At 62.8% G+C, this 18,982-nt stretch carries 14 protein-coding genes; 6 read left to right on the top strand and 8 right to left on the bottom strand.

Annotated features, from left to right (window positions below):
* Nucleotides 1-2 precede the first annotated feature (2 nt).
* The 3 genes from ACLFKU_RS05420 to ACLFKU_RS05410 form a co-directional block, all read right to left on the bottom strand.
* The gene (locus tag ACLFKU_RS05420) at nucleotides 3-1,148 is read right to left on the bottom strand and encodes a Re/Si-specific NAD(P)(+) transhydrogenase subunit alpha (protein WP_410848413.1); all 1,146 of its coding nucleotides are present in this window, start codon (nucleotides 1,146-1,148) and stop codon (nucleotides 3-5) included.
* Nucleotides 1,149-1,311: 163 nt separating this feature from the next.
* Nucleotides 1,312-2,106: a TauD/TfdA dioxygenase family protein gene (locus ACLFKU_RS05415; RefSeq protein WP_368581505.1), complete on the bottom strand. Its 795-nt coding sequence runs from the start codon at nucleotides 2,104-2,106 to the stop codon at nucleotides 1,312-1,314.
* A gap of 28 nt (nucleotides 2,107-2,134) precedes the next feature.
* Nucleotides 2,135-3,106, bottom strand: a complete 972-nt coding sequence (locus ACLFKU_RS05410; RefSeq protein WP_410848412.1) for a zinc-binding dehydrogenase — start codon at nucleotides 3,104-3,106, stop codon at nucleotides 2,135-2,137.
* A gap of 298 nt (nucleotides 3,107-3,404) precedes the next feature.
* On the opposite strand from ACLFKU_RS05410, the gene ACLFKU_RS05405 reads away from it, so the two are divergent.
* The 6 genes from ACLFKU_RS05405 (at nucleotide 3,405) to ACLFKU_RS05380 (ending at nucleotide 11,644) form a co-directional block, all read left to right on the top strand.
* Nucleotides 3,405-3,695: a UxaA family hydrolase gene (locus tag ACLFKU_RS05405; RefSeq protein ID WP_368592638.1), complete on the top strand. Its 291-nt coding sequence runs from the start codon at nucleotides 3,405-3,407 to the stop codon at nucleotides 3,693-3,695.
* Between the two features lie 4 nt (nucleotides 3,696-3,699).
* The gene (locus ACLFKU_RS05400; RefSeq protein WP_368581502.1) at nucleotides 3,700-4,854 is read left to right on the top strand and encodes a UxaA family hydrolase; all 1,155 of its coding nucleotides are present in this window, start codon (nucleotides 3,700-3,702) and stop codon (nucleotides 4,852-4,854) included.
* Nucleotides 4,855-4,860: 6 nt separating this feature from the next.
* Nucleotides 4,861-5,565 carry a GntR family transcriptional regulator gene (locus ACLFKU_RS05395; RefSeq protein ID WP_410848411.1) on the top strand — a complete coding sequence of 235 codons (705 nt, stop codon included), beginning with the start codon at nucleotides 4,861-4,863 and terminating at the stop codon, nucleotides 5,563-5,565.
* Complete coding sequence (locus ACLFKU_RS05390) at nucleotides 5,562-6,572, top strand: Ldh family oxidoreductase (RefSeq protein WP_410848410.1); 1,011 nt, start codon at nucleotides 5,562-5,564, stop codon at nucleotides 6,570-6,572. The genes ACLFKU_RS05395 and ACLFKU_RS05390 overlap by 4 nt, the downstream gene beginning before the upstream one ends.
* 40 nt (nucleotides 6,573-6,612) lie before the next feature.
* On the top strand, nucleotides 6,613-10,194 hold the full coding sequence (locus ACLFKU_RS05385) for an indolepyruvate ferredoxin oxidoreductase family protein (RefSeq protein WP_410848409.1): 3,582 nt from the start codon (nucleotides 6,613-6,615) through the stop codon (nucleotides 10,192-10,194).
* A gap of 124 nt (nucleotides 10,195-10,318) precedes the next feature.
* Nucleotides 10,319-11,644: an MFS transporter gene (locus ACLFKU_RS05380; RefSeq protein WP_410848408.1), complete on the top strand. Its 1,326-nt coding sequence runs from the start codon at nucleotides 10,319-10,321 to the stop codon at nucleotides 11,642-11,644.
* A 125-nt stretch (nucleotides 11,645-11,769) separates the two neighbouring features.
* On the opposite strand, the gene ACLFKU_RS05375 is transcribed toward ACLFKU_RS05380, so the two are convergent.
* The 5 genes from ACLFKU_RS05375 to ACLFKU_RS05355 form a co-directional block, all read right to left on the bottom strand.
* Complete coding sequence (locus ACLFKU_RS05375; protein ID WP_368581498.1) at nucleotides 11,770-12,669, bottom strand: LysR family transcriptional regulator; 900 nt, start codon at nucleotides 12,667-12,669, stop codon at nucleotides 11,770-11,772.
* Nucleotides 12,670-12,844: 175 nt separating this feature from the next.
* Entirely contained in the window at nucleotides 12,845-14,134 is a 1,290-nt protein-coding gene (locus ACLFKU_RS05370) for a DUF3422 family protein (RefSeq protein WP_410848407.1), read from the bottom strand.
* A gap of 73 nt (nucleotides 14,135-14,207) precedes the next feature.
* Complete coding sequence (locus ACLFKU_RS05365) at nucleotides 14,208-15,470, bottom strand: MFS transporter (RefSeq protein ID WP_368581496.1); 1,263 nt, start codon at nucleotides 15,468-15,470, stop codon at nucleotides 14,208-14,210.
* A gap of 166 nt (nucleotides 15,471-15,636) precedes the next feature.
* Nucleotides 15,637-17,277: a GMC family oxidoreductase gene (locus ACLFKU_RS05360; RefSeq protein WP_410848406.1), complete on the bottom strand. Its 1,641-nt coding sequence runs from the start codon at nucleotides 17,275-17,277 to the stop codon at nucleotides 15,637-15,639.
* A 28-nt stretch (nucleotides 17,278-17,305) separates the two neighbouring features.
* Nucleotides 17,306-18,817 (bottom strand): aldehyde dehydrogenase family protein, encoded by a 1,512-nt coding sequence (locus ACLFKU_RS05355; RefSeq protein WP_410848405.1) that lies wholly within the window; start codon nucleotides 18,815-18,817, stop codon nucleotides 17,306-17,308.
* Between the last annotated feature and the right edge of the window lie 165 nt (nucleotides 18,818-18,982).

Here is an 18,982-nt window from a genome sequence, read left to right as displayed (position 1 = left end):
CCTCATCCGTTGCGCTTGACCACGCCTTCGTGCGTGAGCAGGGTTGCCGCGACGATGTCGTCCGCGAGATCGATATTGAGCGTGCCGTCTTTCGTGACGATCAGCTTCAGGAAGTCGACAAGGTTCCTCGCGTAGAGCGAGGACGCATCGGTCGGCACCATTGCCGCCAGGTTCGTGTAGCCGACGATCTTCACGCCGTTCTCCGTGACGACGACCTTGTCGGTCTCGGTGAGCGGACAGTTGCCGCCTCGATGTCCGCCGATGGCTGGCCCGCGTCCCGCGGCAAGATCGACGATGACGGAGCCCGTCTTCATCGCCTGCACCGTTTCGGACGAGATCAAGGTCGGCGCGTCGCGCCCGGGAATCAGCGCCGTCGTGATCACGATATCGGCCTGTTTCGCCTTTTCGTGCACGAGCGCCGTCTGGCGTTGCAGCCAGCTCGCCGGCATCGGCCGCGCATAGCCGCCCGTGCCTGCCGCAGCCTCGCGCTCTTCGTCGGTCTCGTAGGGCACGTTGAGAAACTTCGCGCCGAGCGATTCGATCTGCTCTTTCACTGCGGGGCGCACGTCCGACGCTTCGATGACCGCGCCGAGGCGCTTGGCCGTCGCAATCGCCTGAAGTCCCGCGACGCCTGCACCGAGCACCAGCACCCGCGCGGCTTTCACCGTGCCCGCGGCTGTCATCAGCATCGGCATGAAGCGCGGATAGTGCTCCGCCGCGACGAGGACCGCCTTGTAGCCCGCGATGTTCGCCTGCGACGACAGCACGTCGAGGCTTTGCGCGCGCGTCGTGCGGGGCGCGGCTTCGAGCGCGAACGCAGTCAGTCCCGCGTCGGCAAGACGGCGGGCGTTGTCGGTATTGAACGGGTCGAGCATGCCCGCCAGCACCGAGCCGCGCTTCATCAGCGACAGTTCGGATTGAGTCGGCGATGCGACTTTCAGCACGATTTGTGCGCCGAAGGCCGCCGCCGCATCCCCGATCTGCGCGCCCGCTTTGCGGTATGCGTCGTCCGTGTAGTGCGCGCATTCACCGGCACCCGACTCGACGGTCACGCTGCGTCCTTGCGACACGAGCATCTTGACCGTCTCAGGCGTTGCCGCGACGAGCGATTTTTGACCCCGCGACTCGGCGGGCACTCCAATCTGCATTTCAGACCTCACCTTGCGCTTACCTGCGCCGATAGTCTCTGTGGTTCACCTGACGATGCGGTCTTCGCGCGCCGGGAACGGCGCGCGATATGCCGCACGTCTCATCATTCGACATCCGAAATAAATTGATGTCGAAAGCGCATTCGTTCTGCATCGGCTCCTGTCAGACCGGCACTTCGCCCTCGAGCGTGATGCGGTTGAGCACGCGTTCAGCCTCGCCGTAGTCGTGCACCGCGTAGTGCATGGTGCAGCGGTTGTCCCACATGACGACGTCGCCTTCCTGCCACATATGGCGGTATACGTTGTCCGGCGTGGTCGAGTGTTCGTACAGGAAGTCGAGCAACGGGCGGCTTTCGGCGACGGTCATCCCTTCGATCTGCTGGGCGGTCTCACGGTGGCCGACGTAGAGGGCCTTGCGGCGCGTCTCCGGATGCGTGCGCACGATCGGGTGGACCGCCTCGGGAATCTTGTCGATCCCTCGCATTCTGGCCAGTCGCAGCCCCGTGAACCGCGCACGCAGACCCTCGAGCATGCGCTGCATGGTCGGAGACAGGCGCTCGTACGAAAGGTATTGATTGCACCACATCGTGTCGCCGCCGTGCGGCACCACGACTGCCGACAGGATCGAGATCTTCGGCGGCACCGGTGTATAGATCGAATCGGAGTGCCACGCCTCGGTCGACGCCGTTTCCTTCGGAATCTTGGTTACCTGGATAAGTCCCGGAAAGCCCGGCACGCTCGGATCGAGCGGATTGTTTTGCGCAGGCTTGCCCCAGAGTTTGGCGAACTCGACGTGAGCCGACGGCTGCAGCCGCTGGCCGCGAAATACGAGCACACCGTAGTCGAGAAACGCGCGATGCAGCACTTCGAAGTTCGTCACGTCGACCGGTTCGTTGAGGTTGATGCCTTCGACGCGCGCGCCCACCGAACCGGTGAGCGGAGTGATCTGGATACCCATGAATATCTCCTTTTCCTCTGCTTGAGGTTTAGTTTGTGGTGAGGACAATCTTGCCGATATGTTGATCGAGCAGCATGTAGGCATGTGCTTCGCCGATCGCATCCATTGCGAAGGTGCGATCGATCGGCAGGCCGATGCGGCCCGCTGCGAGATGGGGCAGCAAGTCGCGCGCGCATGCCTCGATGCACTGCAGCCGCTCCTCTTCGGTACGGGTGCGGAAGGTCACGCCAATCAGCTTCAAACGCTTGAGCCAGAGCTGGCTCAGATCGATCTGAGCGGTGGCCGAGCCGAGTCGGGCGATGTTGACGAGCCGACCCTTGACCGCGAGGCTTTGCATGTTCGCCTCGAAGACCGGTCCGCCCACGGTGTCGATGATCAGATCGACCCCTCGCTTGTCGGTGGCGGCCATCACCACATCGAGCTGTGATTGGTGCGACGAGTCGATGCCTACGTCGACGCCGAATTCGGCCAGCCGATCGAGCTTCGCGGCCGAGCGCGATTGGGCCATCACGGGCTTGGCACCCCATACGGACGCGATCTGAATCGCCGCCATCGCAACGCCGCCCGAGGCGCCGTTGATCAGCACCGACTCGCCTGCGCGCAGTTCCCCATTGGTGATCACGGCGTCGTGCGCGGTGATGAACACGTTCGGGAAAGCCGCCGCTTCGATCCAGGAAAGCCCTTCCGGCACCGCCATCAAGGCCCGGGGATCAGAGAGCACGTACTCGGCCTGGCAACCCTTGCCGTGTCCCATCACGCGATCGCCCTCGCGCCAGCCGCTGACGCCCTCTCCGACTGCCGCCACTTCCCCGGCAAATTCGACGCCCGTGGTGATCGTATTGCCCGAGCGCAGGTCGCGAGCCTGATTGATCTCGCCACGATTCAGGCCGGCCGCGCGCACCCTGACCAGAACCTGTCCCGCGCCAACGACCGGGACCGGGATGTCTTGCACCTCCACGATGCCGCCCGACGGGGCCGGTATTACACGCACTGCTTTCATCGACGTCGTCTCCTTTGAAGAACTCGTTCTGTCTGGTCCGCTTTGCGACCCGCTAGCGCTTTTTTCCGACGAATATTCGCGCCTCGTTGACGCAGTCGGCGGATTGCTTTCGTTGAGTCAAAGATAGTCGCGCCCCCTTCGAGTGTCAACAACTTATATATAGGACCATGGAAAATACCTATATAGGACTTCGCGAACTCGACCTATTCTGTTTCCACGGATTCGCGCAATTTAAAACGCGATTCGCTGGATCCACCGGTCCTACGCTAGTTCATAGATCTATATAGGAGTTTAACCAATGCCTCGCGCCATCGTGCTTCATGCCACCGACAACGTGGCAACACTGCTGGACCCCGGACAGGAAGGGGAAACCTGCGTCCTGCAGGGAGAAGTAACCGGTCAGGTGACCCTGACGCAGGACGTCCCCTTTGGCCACAAAGTCTGCATCGCACCGACTACGGAAGGCGCCAAGGTACTCAAGTACGGCCAGGTCATCGGTACTGCTCGCCGCGCGCTCCGGGTTGGCGAGCACACCCATGTTCATAACGTCGATTCCACCCGCGCTCGCGGTGATCTGAAAACGAGGTAACTACGTGATGAAAACATTCCTTGGCTATCGACGCGAAAATGGCGCCGTTGGCGTACGCAACTGGGTCGCGGTGATTTCCGTCATGGATAACTGCAATCCCGTTACGCGCACGATCAGTGAGGCGGTCGAAGGCACGATCCCGGTCACGACGCTGTTCGTGCGCGGGCAGTTCGGCGCGGATCTCGATTTCGCCTATGAATCGCTGGCCGGTCTCGGGCGCAACCCGAATATCGCAAGCGTCCTGCTGGTGGGACTGGAAGAATCGTCCACCGAAGAAGTGGCGTCCCGCATCCGCGCCACCGGGAAAGCGGTCGAAACGGTGCATCTGCAGCCGAACGGCACCATCGCCTGCATTGCGGAAGGCACACGCAAGGCGATGCGCCTTTCGATTGCCGCATCCCGCTTGCGCCGCGAGCCGTGTCCTGTTTCCGAACTGGTCGTGGGCGTCGAGTGCGGTGGGTCCGATACGACTTCCGGACTGAGCTGCAACCCGACGATCGGCCGGATGGCCGACCAGATCATCGCTGAGGGCGGCACGGTCATCATTTCGGAGACCTCGGAGTTCATCGGCGCCGAGCATCTGTTCGCTGCACGGGCCATCGACGAAACGGTCAAGGCGGCCTTCGTCTCCGCGGTTCGCAACATGGAGCAAGGCGCGATCGACCGGGGCGTCGATATGCGCGAATCGCAGCCGTCGCCCGACAACAAGAAAGGCGGCTTGACGACGGTCGAGGAAAAGGCGCTCGGCGCGATGGCGAAGGCAGGCTCGAGCCCCCTCGTCGGCGTGCTGCGATACGGCGAAGCCCCTCGCCGCAAGGGTCTGCACTTCATGGATGCCCCTGCGGCGGCGGTCGAAAACCTCACAGCGCTTGCCGCGGGTGGTTGTCAGCTGACGTTCTTCGGCACTGGCGTCGGCAATCCGATCGGCAACATGGTTGCACCGACGGTGAAGGTGTGCGGAAACATCAATACCGTCAGGACGATGCGCGACAACATCGATTTCGATGCGAGCGGCGTGCTCGAACAGGCCATGAAGATTTCCGATATCGGTGACCGGCTGTACGAATACGCGCTGGACGTCGCGTCTGGCACCTGCCTCGCGAGCGAAGTGCTCGATGTCCGCGAAACAGCGGTCAGCCGTTTCGAACGCAGCCTCTGAAGCAAGATGACAAAACTGTCCATGGTGTCGGATGCCATCATCCGCGATATCGAATCGGGGTCATTGCGCGAGGGTGATCGACTTCCTTCCGAAGGCGAGCTGGCGGCACGGCACCATGTAAGCGTCGGCACGATCCAGAAGGCGCTCACCCAGCTCTCGCACTCCGGACTCATCACGCGCGAGCAGGGTCGCGGCACCTTCGTGTCGGGCACGCGCGTGGCTCCCGCGGACGTTCGCTACCTGCGCTTTCGCGGCGCAGACGGCAACGATCTGCCTTGCCATGTCCACGCGCGCTCCGTCAAGCGCACGACACGCAAGGGGCCGTGGTCGGAGTTTCTGGGCGGCGACGGCTTCGTGCGAATCGAGCGCATGATCAACGTCGGAGGGCGGTTCGACCTCTACAGCGAATTCTGGCTGCGAGAGGAAGACTTCGCGGAGCTGGGTGGCCTCGACCGCTCCGCACTCGAAAAAAACCTCCGCGAACTCGTGGGTCAACGGCTTTCGCTGCCCACCTTGCGCGTGGACCAGTGGATCCGGTTTGGCGAACTGCCCTCGGCCGTCGCTGAAGAACTGATGATCGCAACCGGCCAGGCAGGCTTAATCAAGGAATTGCGCGGCTACACGCTGCGCAATCGGCCGCTCTACTACCAGTCCGTCTATGCCGGGCCGTTTCAGGAGCGTCTTGTCATCGAGCGGGAGAACGGGCAATGAGTACGCATTGGTCACCTGACACCATCGGGCATTGGACCGCGCGGATTTTCGAAACCTGCGGCGTACCACGGGATCACGCCGCCGAAGCTGCGTCGATCCTCGTTCGCAGCGAGCTGCGGGGTTACAAGACGCATGGCATGACGCGCCTTTCGTCCTACGTGAACCGGCTGAAGAACAGGGAGTTCAATCCGAAGCCCACGATGTCGCATCGGGCTTTCCCGGGCGGCATCGTGCTGAACGCCGACGGCGCAATGGGACAGATTGCCGGCCCTCACGCCGTGCGCCTTGCGCTCGAAGCGCTGAACACGAGCGCCTCCGTGCTCGTCGTGATGCAGTCGTGCGGCCATCTCGGGGCGCTCGGCATCCACACGCTGCTGGCCGCCGAAGCAGGCGCCTTCAGCGTGATGGGGCAGCACACGCCGCCGGCGCTCGCGCTCGAAGGCTTTCGCGGCCCGGCGATCGGACACAACCCGATCTCCTTCGGCTGCCCTTTGCCGGGACAAGCGCCGATCGTCTTCGACGTGGCCTGCAGCGTGGCGGCGAGAGGCCACATTCTGCTCGCCGCCCGCGAAGGCAAGTCCATTCCCGAAGGCTGGGCGCTCGACTCACAAGGCCGGCCCACCACGGATCCGCAGTGCGCGCTCGAAGGCTCGCTGATGCCGATGAGCGGACACAAGGGCATGGGCATCGCGATGATGGTCGAGTGCCTGGCGGGCGCCCTCGCCGCTAGCGCGGGTTCACTCAACTCGCCGCGCGGCGATGCGATGCAGGACGCGTTCCTCTGGCTCGTGCGTCCCGAATCCTATACGGGGCGTGAGGCCTTCGACGAGTACATGCGCCAGTGGACCGAGACCTACGTGACAGCAGGCGGCGACGCCCGGCTGCCGGGTGCGCGTGGCGACGTGCTCGAGCGCGAAGCCCGCGAACGCGGCATGACGCTGCCCACCGCGATCGCCGACGAACTGGCCGCACTTGGCGAGCAGCTTGGCGTGCGCTTTCCTGCGTAATCGCCCTGCCCCTGACAACATCAATTGACGAGTAACAGCAATGAATGCCCCACTCTCAGAAGCAAACCGTGAGGCCATGGAGGCCGTCACGCTCGACGACAAGTACGCGCTGGATTCCGGGCGTGCCTTCATGAGCGGCGTCCAGGCGCTCGTGCGCCTGCCGCTCGTGCAGCGCGCACGCGATGCGCAAGGCGGCCACAATACCGCCGCGTTCATCTCCGGCTACCGGGGCTCACCGCTCGGCACCTATGACCAGGCGCTGTGGCAGGCCAAGAAGCACCTTGCGAACAACCATGTCGTGTTCAAACCAGGCGTCAACGAAGAACTCGGCGTCACGGCGGTTTGGGGCTCGCAGCAGCTCGAGTTCGACCCGGCGAGCAAAAAATACGATGGCGTGTTCGGCATCTGGTACGGCAAAGGCCCCGGTGTGGACCGCAGCGGCGACGCGCTCAAGCACGCCAACCTCGCGGGCACCGCGCCCCTCGGTGGCGTGATCGCGCTAGCCGGAGACGACCACGTCTCCAAGAGCAGCACGCTCGCGCATCAGAGTGACCACACGTTCATCGCTGCCGGACTGCCGGTGTTCTTTCCCGCGAACGTGCAGGACATCCTGGACCTCGGCGTGCATGCCTTCGCGATGAGCCGCTTCAGCGGCTTGTGGGCGGGCATGAAGACCGTGCAGGAAGTGGTCGAGTCTGGCTCGTCGGTGCTGACTGCTGTCGACCGGGTGGGCATCCTGCTGCCTGAAGACTTCGCGGTGCCCCAAGGCGGCCTGCACATCCGCTGGCCGGACGACCCGCTCACCCAGGAAGCCCGGATGATGGAGTACAAGTGGCCGGCCGCGCTCGCCTATATCCGCGCGAACCGGCTCAACCACAACGTCATCGAAGGTCCGAATGATCGGCTCGGCATCATCGCGAGCGGCAAGGCCTACAACGACACGCGCCAGGCGCTGATCGACCTTGGGCTCACCGAAGAGCTGTGCCGCGAGCTCGGCATCCGGCTGCACAAGGTCAGCGTGGTATGGCCGCTCGAGCCTCAGGGTGTGCGCGAGTTCGCGCGCGGCCTGCGTGAAATCCTCGTCGTCGAGGAAAAGCGCTCACTGATCGAACAGCAGTTGAAGGACGAGCTTTATCACTGCAACCCGGATACACGGCCTGTCGTGCTCGGCAAGTACGGTCGCGCCGACGGTGAGGACACCGGCGGCGAATGGAGCCACAGCAGGCCGGGCGACGACTGGCTGCTGCGCGCGAAGGCCGATCTCACGCCCGCGATGGTCGCCAGGGCGATCGCGGGGCGCCTGAAGAAGCTCGGCGTGCCAGCGGACGTGGTCGCCCGCATGGACCAGCGCCTCGCGCAGATCGACGCGGCCGAACGTACCGCCGCCGAAGGCGCGAGCGGCGGCGCGGACCGCCTGCCATGGTTCTGCCCCGGCTGCCCGCACAACACCAGCACGCGAGTTCCGGAGGGATCGCTCGCCACCGCCGGGATCGGTTGTCACGGCATGGCGGTGTGGATGGACCGCTCGACCACGTCCTGGTCCCAGATGGGCGGCGAAGGCGTGTCCTGGATGGGACAGGCGCCGTTCAGCAAGCGCTCCCACATGTTCGCCAATCTGGGCGACGGCACGTATAACCACTCCGGGCTGCTCGCCATCCGACAGTCGGTCAATGCCGGGGTCAACATCACCTACAAGATCCTGTTCAATAGCGCCGTGGCGATGACGGGCGGCCAGCCGGTCGACGGTCAGCTCGACGTGCCTGGCATGACCCGCGAGCTTGCCGCTGAGGGCGTGAAGCGCACCGTAGTGGTAACCGATGAGCCGGAGAAGTACGCGGGCGTGACGGATCTCGCGCCCGGCGTCACGGTACGCCATCGCGATGCGCTCGATGACGTGCAGCGCGAGCTGCGCGAGCTCGAGGGCGCCACCGCGATCATCTACGACCAGGTCTGCGCCACCAAGAAGCGTCGCGAACGCAAACGCGGCACGATGCCCGATCCGGAAAAGCGGGTGATCATCAACGAGCTCGTGTGCGAAGGCTGCGGTGATTGTTCGGTCGAAAGCAACTGCGTCGCCGTTCAACCGCTCGAGACCGAGTTCGGCCGCAAACGCCAGATCAATCAGAACACGTGCAACAAGGACTTTTCCTGCGTCAAGGGTTTCTGCCCGAGCTTCGTCACGGTCGAAGGCGGTCAGCTCAAGAAGCCCGCGGCAGCGCGCAGCGCGAAGCTCACCGAGATGCCGGCCCTGCCCGAGCCGACGCTGCCCGACGCTGCCATCGCGCGGCGCATCCTGGTGGCCGGCGTGGGCGGTACGGGCATCGTCACGATCGGCCAGGTGCTCGGCATGGCGGCGCACCTCGAAGGCAAGTACGTGACCACGCAGGATGCAACCGGCATGGCGCAGATGGGCGGCGCCACCTGGAGCCACATCCAGATCACGAGTGACGACAATGCCCTGCACGCGACGCGGGTCGATACCGCTTCGGCCGATCTCGTGCTGGCTTGCGACACTGTGGTGGGCGCGAACAAATTCACCCTGTCCACCATGCATCCGGGGCGCACTTATGTCGTGCTCAATAGCCACGTGACGCCAACCGCGGCTTTCGTGCGCAATCCCGACTGGCAAGCCGGCACCGACCAGTCCATCGCGGCAATCCTGAACGGGGCAGGCCCTGGTCAAGTCGGCGTTTTCGACGCCGAGCGCATGGCCACGCAACTGCTCGGCCAGTCGATCTACTCGAACCTGATGCTGCTGGGCTACGCGTGGCAGAAGGGCCAAGTGCCGCTTACGCGGGCCGCGCTGATGCGTGCGATCGAGCTCAATGGCGTGCAGGTCGAAAGCAACAAGGCTGCCTTCGAGTGGGGCCGTCATTGCGCGCACGACCTCAACAGGGTGCCGGTGCGCTCCGCTGACGCCCAGGTGATTCAGTTCGCGAAGAAGCCGTCGCTCGCCGAGTTCATCGAGAAGCGATCGGCGTTTCTGGTCGGCTATCAGAGCCGCGCTTATGCCGCTCGTTACGAAGCGTTCGTCGCAAGAGTGCAGGAGGCCGAGAGCCGCTTTGGCAGCGATCGGCTCAGCAGAACCGTCGCGCGTTACCTGTTCAAACTGATGGCCTACAAGGACGAGTACGAGGTGGCGCGCCTGCATACCGACGCGGCATTCACGATCAAGGTCGCGGAGATGTTCGAGGGCGACTACAAGCTCGTGCATCACCTCGCACCCCCGCTCCTGTCGAAGCGCAATGCGAAGGGCGAGCATGTCAAGCGAGCCTTCGGACCCTGGGTTCGTAGCGCGTTCCGCGGCGTGGCAGCGTTCAGGGGCTTGCGCGGAACCGTCGTCGACCCGTTCGGATACAGCGCCGAACGACGCACCGAACGTGCGCTGATCGGCGAATACCGCGCCTGTATCGAGGAACTTCTGCGGACGCTTTCGGAGGACAAGCTCGAACTGGCGCTGGAGATCGCGGCCCTTCCCGAGATCATCCGCGGTTACGGCCACGTCAAGGCCCGCAACCTCGATGCCGCACGGGTTCGCTGGGCAGCTTTGATGCGCCAGTGGCGCGATGGCGAACGCGCTCCGCAACGAACGTCCGTCGCGCTCGAACAAAGCGCCAATTGAGTGAAGCAACCTGCCGCGGCCTGATGCGCTCATCGGGCCGCGGCCCGCTGGGACGCGGCTTCGCCGGTCCCTTCAGCCATCACACAGATGCTGGCTGACACCTGACAAAAACCCAGGAGACACCATGCCTCATCATCGTTCCGTCATCAGCACGTCTTCGCCGTCGATGACTTCAGCCGTCTCATCCGGCAAACCGTTGTCGAAACCGTGGGCCATTGGTGCAATAACGGTTGGCAGCGGCCTCGAACTCTACGACTCGGTCGTCTACAACTTCTTTGCCACGCTGATCGGCCCACAATACTTTCCACTGACCGACCCTCTCGGCCAGTTACTGTTCTCTTTTGCCGCCTTCGGCGTCGGCTATCTGATGCGACCGATCGGCGGATTGGTGATCGGCGCCTACGCCGACCGCGTCGGCCGCAAGCCTGCCGTGGTGCTTACCCTGTGGCTGATGGCGTTGAGCGCCACGATGCTAGTGCTGGCACCAACCTACGCCCAGATCGGTCTGGCCGCGCCGGTCATCATGACGATTGCACGTCTGCTTCAGGGCTTTGCGATTGGCGGCGAGATGGGACCGGCCAGCGCGATGCTGCTCGAATACGCCGACGATAAGTCACGTGGGTTCTATACGAGCTGGCAGCCGTTCAGCCAGGGGCTCGCGGCGATCTTCGCGGCGCTCGTCGCCCTTTCGTTGACCAATTTCCTGCCGCAGTCCGCGCTGTCATCCTGGGGGTGGCGCGTCTCGTTCGTGATCGGCATTCTGGTGATTCCGCTCAGCGTGATGATCCGGTCACGTCTGGACGAGACTCTGGTTCCGACCAAGTGGGGCGAAAGCGATGCGATCTCGCACCGCCGCCTCGTGAAAGAACACCGACGGGAGCTGCTCGCCAGTGTGCTGCTGATGATTGGACTGGCATCGGCCGTGCATATCGTTGTTTTCTATCTTCCCAACTACGGCGCGATCCAGCTTCATCTGCCGCTTTCGCAATCGATCTGGGCGGGCTTCGTGGGCTCGGTGGCGCTCACCCTGCTCTCACCGTTCGCCGGCTGGCTCAGCGATCGCATCGGCCGTAGAAAGGTCGTGTGGTGGTCGCGCGTCGCGATGCTGGCGATGATCTATCCGGCGTTTTACGCGCTGAATAATCTGCACTCTCTGACTTGCCTGCTGATCGTCGCCGGCTGCCTTGCCGTACCAATGGCCATGACTTCCGCCTCGACCCTGGTGCTGGTCAGCGAAGTGCTGCCGCAGCGGCTGCGCGCAACGGGATTGTCGGTCAGCTATTACGTTGCCGTCGTGATCTTCGGGAGCTTCTCGCAATTCTTCTCGACCTTGCTGATCCATTTGACGAAGGACGCCAACGCCCCCGCTTACTATGTGATCGGCTGTGGATTGATATCGCTCATCGGTCTTGCGATGGTCCATGAAACGAAGGGACGCCGGCTCGCATAGTTTGCGACGAACTAGCGCTTGTCTGCTCGCATACCGACACAGGCGAAGCTGCCCGCAAAACCGCCATCACCCCGCTTGTGTTGAACAAGCCAACGGGCGGTGGCGGTTTTCAGCTATCCGCCTTCTCAAATGTGCGAACTTAGTCGCTGAACCAATCGATTGGCGGCAGGGGAAAGCTGCCGCCCAGCACGCGTGATCAGATGAGCCTCAGGACTCTGAAGCAAGCGGTTCTCCACTGGCAAGGCCACTAACTCACCGGCGGCGATTTCGGGTGCAATGGAAATCGGCGTGAGAAAGGTGAAGCCGAGATTGCTCTTTGCGAACAGCTTGAGAACGGCGACCGAATTCGTCGTGATCACTGGCGTAAGCCGGACCTTGTCGACCAGCATCGCCGCATCGACCAACCGCCGCGTGCCATGCTCCGGGTGTGTCAACGCGACCGGATATGAAAGAAGATCGTGAAGCGTGACCGACTCGACTTTTCCCACCAGAGAAAACGTCGGGGAAACGATCGCATGCATCGGCTGGCGCGACTTCACGCGGGTCACGATTCGGGCGTCCGGCGTCGGGTTGAACACCAAACCGACATCCGCTTCATCCTCCGACACCCGGCGCATCACCTCGTTGGTGCTGCACAGATCCAGCGTGATTGAAATGTCCGGATAGGTCTCGCAGAACTGCTTGATCGGCCCATCGACCATGGTGGAGGCAAACCCTTCACCCATGACGACGGTAACCAGTCCTCGACGCAGCCCCCTGATTTCCTGAAGCTTCGACACGAGATCAGCCTGATTGGAACGCTGCTGGCGAAAATACTCGACGAGCAGCGCACCGGCCTCGGTGGCCTTGACGCCACGCTTGTCTCGCTCCACCAGCTGCATCGCGAGTTCCTGTTCCAGCAAGGCGATCTGCCTGCTGACGGCCGAGGGCGCCAGGTCGAGATGCTCGGCAGCCGCCCGTACCGTGCCGCGCCGTACGGCTTCGTACAGGTATCCAATGCGGCTTTCGTTGATTGCACCGTCCATTCTGTGTCCTCGCGCATTGGACAAAGGCTTTCGGGCTTGCGATTCATTGTCGCATTCTGGGCGGTCACAATGCAACGCGTGTTCCGGCGCAGGTGGGGCGCTTGCGTCAGCTTCATCCACCTTCCGAAATGAAGCTCGTCGCTTTGCGTCGGCGAACGACGGGAAGCTCATGGCGTCATTCCGAAACCTGGCGACCCACGGCCATGGGCTTTCGATCGCCGCGCTTCTTATGCCTCGTGACCATCAACACCGACAATACGACCGGGACGATCAACAGCCCTTCGACCAGTTCGGGATCGAGCGGCAGCGCGGCCGCGTGGAGTGACTTGAGCGCCGCACCCGCGAGCGACAGCACATAGTATGAAACAGCTGCGACCGACAGCCCCTCGACCGCGTGCTGGAGCCTTAGCTGACTGCGTGCCGTCTGATTCATGCCTTCGAGAAGCCGCGTCGTATCCTCCTCCTGCGCGACATTGACGCGCGTGCGCAGCAGCGCGACCACCCTCGCAACACGCGCCGCGAACTGCTCCTGCCGGGTCCAGACCGCGTTGCACGTTTGCATCGCCGGGCCGAAACGGCGTTCCATGAACTCGGCGATCGTCGGCATACCCTCTATCCGTTCCTCCCGCAACTCATGAATGCGGGCTTGCACGAGACCCTCATAGGCCCGCGACGCGCTAAAGCGTGGCGCCGACCCGGCGAGCGTCTCGACTCGCACAGCGAGATGCGTCAGGCTCACCAAAAGTTCCGAATCGCGGTATCCCCTTTCGCTCTGATCCATGGTTCTCATGATCGGCACGAGTGAAAACTGGAGTTCGTCCAGCGCCATGCTCATATCGCGAGCGACCGGCAACGCGAGCAAGGCCATCATCCTGTAGGTCTCTATTTCGTAGAGACGTTGAAGGAGCCGTCCGCTCTGAACTTCACGCAAGCCTTTGTCGATCACCAGGAAGCGTGAAAACCCGTCGCTCTTGATGGTCCAGTCGCAAAACACCTGCGCGCTTCCGAGCACATGACTACCCACCATCCCAGACCCATCGATCCATCTGTTTGCATTGTCGGACGCGTAAACGGCGGCCTCGCCCGACACCAGTTCGGTCCTGACGGCGACGAATTGCTTCCCCTTGATTGCTTCGAACCACGCAGACGGCACGTGTTCCGTCGCAAGGTCCGAGAAGTAATCGGTATCATCCCGGCGGGCGACGAAGGTAAAGGTCGAGAACTCGGTGTGTCGTTCCCATTTCAGCTGCTTGTCGTCGCTCCACCGGAACGAATAGTGCTTGGTATCGGCAATGGGCTCGGCAATGCCGGTGAGCCGGCACAGGTGCCTTAAAAGCGCTTCGTGAATCGTCGCTTCGCCGTCGGCATAGACCGCTATATGCGTCAATGACACCGACCCACTGATCCGCAGAAATGGCCGTGCGTGAAGCTCGTCGGCCAGCGTGGCTCGTAAGGGATGATCCATGGGCAACTCGCATACTTCGTCAATCATGAGCTGGACGGCACGCCGAGCGCGGTGCAAGCAGGCAAGACCGTGATCAGGCTTTCGAAAGGGAACTCGCGACCTCGCCCGTAGCGGGTTGTCCTGCACGCCGATAACGCCCAAGCGTAAGAGTCAGCACACACGCAACCAGCAAGATGCACGGCAAGATCAGGAGCGGCAAATCGTAGTTGCCGTGCCGGTCGAAGTAGCGGCCGATCGCCACCGGGCCGACCACAGCACCAAGGCCATACCCGCAGAAGCAGATGCCGTATAGCGTCCCGAACGAACGCAGACCGAAATAGGAGCGCACCAGGTACGAGATCAGATCGCCCTCCGCACCGATCGTCAGTCCGACCAGGGCCGCCGCCATCATCAGCGTCGGAAGTTCGTGCGAACCACGCAGCATGAGAAGACCAATCGCGCCGGACACGAAGAACACGCAAGTGACGAACGGCGCATGCATACGGTCGAGCATCAGACCGGTCAGAAGGCGCCCCGCGAGCAAGCCGGTTCCGAGCATCGACGCACCGCGTGCGGCATCGGCCGGGCTGAAGCCGCGATCGGCGAGCATGGTCGGCAGGTGCGGGACCAGGGCCAGCGTGCACGAGGACCCGACCAGAAAAATCAGCCAGATCGCCCACAGTCGATAAGTCTTCGCCGCCTGGACGAGCGACAGACCGTCCGCAGGTTCGACATCAACCCGCCGCAAGCCGCGCGGCGCGCGTCTACGCTCCCTGATCAGCAGGCATGCCAGCAGCGTGAGCGGAATCGAGCCGGCCCCAAGCGCGACGTAGGCGGCTCGCCAACCGAATTCCGATACCAGCATTTGCGCGAGTGAAGGCATCAGCGTCGTACCGATGCCGAGACCGCACATGGCCAACGCAAGTGCCAGCCCGAGGCGACGGTCGAACCACTGCGGCAGTACGGCAAGATAGCCGACAACCGAGACCGCGGCCCCAAAGATGCCGACCAAAGCGGACAGCCCGACCCAAAGCATCTTGTCGCCATTCTGCAAGGCCATGCAGATGACGGCGAAACCGTAGGCAACGCCGAGCGATGCCACCACCCGACGCACGCCGAATCGATCCATCAGCATGCCAACCAGCGGACTGCCGACGGTGAGCCCCATCATCGAAGCAGAGTACGACAGGGACGCCATCGAACGACCCCATCCGAACTCTCCTCCCACTGCTCGCGCGAAAATACCTCCAGCCGCATGAAACGACGGCGTCAAGCCGGCGAACATGCCCAGTGCAGCACCTAGCACAACCGCACAATACGTCCACCTCCCGATTGGGCGGTCATTTTTCCGATCCATGGTGTCTCCTCCGTGGGCGGCCCGCCGGCCTTGGTGGCGGCTGTGGCTCGCAGCATCAGTTACGATGTGAATGGAATGTCAATCGTCAGGTCGCCCCGTCTGAACGCCACGCGTATCGGGCAGTTCGACGTGTGACGGGCTTCAGCGCATTGCATGCTTACCGGGATCAGACTGCTCCCGATCTATGTGCTGCCATCACGAGATCAGCGGCCTTTTCACCGATCATGATCGACGCAGCATTGGTATTAGGCGAGCACATCGTCGGCATCACCGAGGAATCGACGACGCGCAAACCGATGACGCCCCTGACTCTCAATTCTGGATCGACCACGGCCATTGCGTCCGTGCCCATCTTGCAGGTGCCGATTGGATGCCAGCTCGTCTGACCAGACTGACGGATGTACTGCAGTAGCGCGTCGTCATCCTGGACATCGATTCCCGGGCGCGTTTCCCGCGCGACGAACTCCGCCATGCCGGGCTGCCTGACGATTTCGCGCGACATCCGCAACGCTTCCAGCATGACCCGCTTGTCCGCCTCGTTGCTCAGGTAACGTGGCTCGATGACGGGCGCATCCAGCGGATTCCGGCTGCGCACGTGCAAATGCCCGCGGGATTCAGGGCGTAGCTGGAAAAAGCCGACATTGAAGCCCGGGAAGGAATCGAGTCCGAATCCCTTGCCGGCGTACCGATCGGCGCCGCTGAGGTGGCCGATCTGAATCTTCGCGCTCGGCCGGGCATCATGAGGTCCCGAACGCGCAAGCGCATGGGCGGAAACGGACGGCGTTCCCATGATTCCGCGGCGGGTCAGCAGGTAAGCAAGTCCCATCCGGCCCTGGCGCCAGCGGCTGTGCATGATCTCGTTCAACGTAACCGGCTGCGTGCACGCATAGGTAAGGCGTGACTGCAAGTGATCGATCAGGTTCTCTCCGACACCGGGCAAATGCTGTTGAACCGCAATTCCCAGAGCGCGGAGCCGTTCCGCGTCGCCGATGCCGGATAGTTCCAGCAATTGCGGCGACTTGATCGGGCCAGCACTGACGATCACCTCGCGCCTTGCGAGGGCGCGACGTGTCTGCCCGCCCTGCGTGTATTCGACGCCTGTCGTCCGTTTGCCGTCGAACAACAAATGCGTGGCAAGCGCCTCGGTGACGAGGTGCAGGTTTCGATGCGGGCGACCACGCAGATAGCCCGCTGCCGTGCTGCAACGTCTGCCGCTGCCGGTCGACAGTTGCAGGTAGCTGACGCCTTCATAGGATGCGCCGTTGTAGTCCTCGGTAGCGGGGATGCCAGCGCTCCGGCATGCGCTGATGAACCCATCACTGAGCGGGTTCGGGCTGACCTGAGCCACCGACGACACCTGAATCGGTCCGCTTCTGCCACGGTAAGCGTCCTCGCCGAACGCGACCGCCTCGAGCCGCCTGAAGTAAGGCAGCAGCGACGCATAGTCCCACCCTCGATTGCCGAGTTCGGCCCAGTGATCGAATTCCGCCGGCTCACCGCGCACATAGATCATGCCGTTGACCGAGCTCGATCCGCCGGGCATGCGTCCGCGCGGCCAATAGACCTTCTGGTCGGCCAGATCTTTCTGCGGCTCGGTGGAAAACTGCCAAACGTATTTGTCGTTCTGCAAAAGCTTGGCGACACCGATCGGAACCTTCACCCAGAAGTCCCGATCGCGAGGGGCGCCGGCTTCGAGCAACAGGACCGTCCCTGCGTTGCGCTCGGCCAATCGCGTAGCGAGCGTGGCACCAGACGATCCGGCGCCGATCACCACATAGTCGAAAGTCTCAGTGTGTACCGTATTCATGATCGGCTTGATTCTCCTTTTCCTTCGCTCAGGCGCGACCGAACGGGGTGACTGCCGAGGCGGCCGTCTGAACCCAGACACTCTTGGTCTGCGTGTACTCGTAGAGCGCCTCGATGCCGCTCGTGCGTCCGTATCCGCTGTTCTTGTAGCCGCCAAACGGCGAACCCACGTGAATCGAGCGGTAGCTGTTGATCCAGAAGGTTCCCGCGTCCACCTGTGCCGCCACACGGTGTGCTCGTGCGACGTCATTGGTCCACACGGCGCCCGCCAGACCAAACTCGTTGTCGTTGGCGATGGCGATCGCCTCTTCCTCGGTTTCGAACGGAATCGCCGCGATGACGGGACCGAATACCTCGGTGCGCGCGATGTCCATGTCGTTCGAGACGCCCGTGAATAGCGTTGGGGGTACGAAGTATCCTTCGTCGCCGAACTTCGTCGTCCCAGCGGCAAGGTGCGCGCCTTCCTCGACGCCTCTGGCGATCATTCGCTTGATGTGCTCGAACTGATTCCGGTTGTTGATGGGGCCGATCTCAGTGGTGTTTTCAAGGGGATGCCCAACGCGCAGCTTGCGCGCACCGTCGGCGACCTTGCCGACCACCTCGTCATAGACTTTGCGATGCACCAGCAAGCGTGATCCCGCCGTGCAGCTCTGCCCTGCGCCCGAAAAGACCGCCACTTGTGCGCCCGCCGCCGCCTGATCGAGGTTGGCGTCATCGAACACGATGTTGGCTGACTTGCCGCCGAGCTCCAGGATGCACGGAATGACGCGCTTTGCCGCAGCTTCGGCGATTCTCACGCCGGTTGCGGGCGATCCGACGAAAACGACCTTCTTCACGGCATGGTCTGCGATCGCCGCTTGAGCGGTGGTGTGACCGTACCCTGCCAGAACGTTGATCAGGCCCACCGGCACGCCGGCTCGTTCCGCCAGCATCGCGATCGCGAGCGACGTGAACGGGGTCAGCTCGGACGGTTTGAGCAGCACGGCGTTGCCGACGGCGATGGTCGGCGCCACCTGCCAACCAAAGGACAGCATCGGGATATTCCACGGCGCGACGTGCAGAATCGTGCCGTAAGGCTCTCGGCGGGTGTAGTTCAAATGCGTGGTCGGCACGGGGATCACATGGCCATAGAACTTGTCGGCCCACCCAGCATAGAATTCGAACATTTCCGCCACCATCTCGGCTTCGCGGCGGCTATCGCGAATCGGCTTGCCGGTCGAAATCGCTTCAAGGCGAGCGAGCGGCTCGTTGTGCTCCCGCACTTTGGCCGCGACGGCGTAGAGAATTCGGCCGCGCGCGGCATGCGTCATGCCCCACCATTTCTTCTGCGCTTCCTGCGCGGCGACGCACGCCTGCTGCGCGCATGCCGCGCCGCCGTCCCGATAGCTGACCGATTTTTCTCCGCTGGCTGGATCGTATAGCTGGATCTCGTCGCCGGTGCCCGGAATGAGTCTGCCGCCTACATAGGATCCGATCTCCGTCGCGCCGGGGAAAAACTCAGCAAATGCTTCGAACAAACCTTCTACCGTTGACTGCTCCATCAGTACGCTCCGATCAGATGTGGGTTGAATCTCTCGCTCACAGGCTGCGTTGGTCGTTCGACCGCTGCTATCGAACGCTGCCAGTCACTGTTTGCGTTGAATGCCGAAGCAGTATGTTTTGAAGAGGGGTGTCGATCAATTAGACAGGTTGAGCAATCGTGTTCT

Source organism: Paraburkholderia sp. EG304 (assembly GCF_046543485.1).
GTDB classification, from domain to species: domain Bacteria; phylum Pseudomonadota; class Gammaproteobacteria; order Burkholderiales; family Burkholderiaceae; genus Paraburkholderia; species Paraburkholderia youngii.
This window is presented reverse-complemented; position numbering and strand designations above follow the sequence as displayed.

What these genes read in the sequence shown, in the direction of transcription:
- ACLFKU_RS05395 (WP_410848411.1), top strand. Translation starts at nt 4,861, where the DNA reads ATGACAAAACTGTCCATGGTGTCGGATGCCATCATCCGCGATATCGAA.
- ACLFKU_RS05420 (WP_410848413.1), bottom strand. Translation starts at nt 1,148, where the DNA reads ATGCAGATTGGAGTGCCCGCCGAGTCGCGGGGTCAAAAATCGCTCGTC.
- ACLFKU_RS05390 (WP_410848410.1), top strand. Translation starts at nt 5,562, where the DNA reads ATGAGTACGCATTGGTCACCTGACACCATCGGGCATTGGACCGCGCGG.
- ACLFKU_RS05415 (WP_368581505.1), bottom strand. Translation starts at nt 2,106, where the DNA reads ATGGGTATCCAGATCACTCCGCTCACCGGTTCGGTGGGCGCGCGCGTC.
- ACLFKU_RS05410 (WP_410848412.1), bottom strand. Translation starts at nt 3,106, where the DNA reads ATGAAAGCAGTGCGTGTAATACCGGCCCCGTCGGGCGGCATCGTGGAG.
- ACLFKU_RS05405 (WP_368592638.1), top strand. Translation starts at nt 3,405, where the DNA reads ATGCCTCGCGCCATCGTGCTTCATGCCACCGACAACGTGGCAACACTG.
- ACLFKU_RS05360 (WP_410848406.1), bottom strand. Translation starts at nt 17,277, where the DNA reads ATGAATACGGTACACACTGAGACTTTCGACTATGTGGTGATCGGCGCC.
- ACLFKU_RS05365 (WP_368581496.1), bottom strand. Translation starts at nt 15,470, where the DNA reads ATGGATCGGAAAAATGACCGCCCAATCGGGAGGTGGACGTATTGTGCG.
- ACLFKU_RS05380 (WP_410848408.1), top strand. Translation starts at nt 10,319, where the DNA reads ATGCCTCATCATCGTTCCGTCATCAGCACGTCTTCGCCGTCGATGACT.
- ACLFKU_RS05355 (WP_410848405.1), bottom strand. Translation starts at nt 18,817, where the DNA reads ATGGAGCAGTCAACGGTAGAAGGTTTGTTCGAAGCATTTGCTGAGTTT.
- ACLFKU_RS05375 (WP_368581498.1), bottom strand. Translation starts at nt 12,669, where the DNA reads ATGGACGGTGCAATCAACGAAAGCCGCATTGGATACCTGTACGAAGCC.
- ACLFKU_RS05385 (WP_410848409.1), top strand. Translation starts at nt 6,613, where the DNA reads ATGAATGCCCCACTCTCAGAAGCAAACCGTGAGGCCATGGAGGCCGTC.
- ACLFKU_RS05370 (WP_410848407.1), bottom strand. Translation starts at nt 14,134, where the DNA reads ATGGATCATCCCTTACGAGCCACGCTGGCCGACGAGCTTCACGCACGG.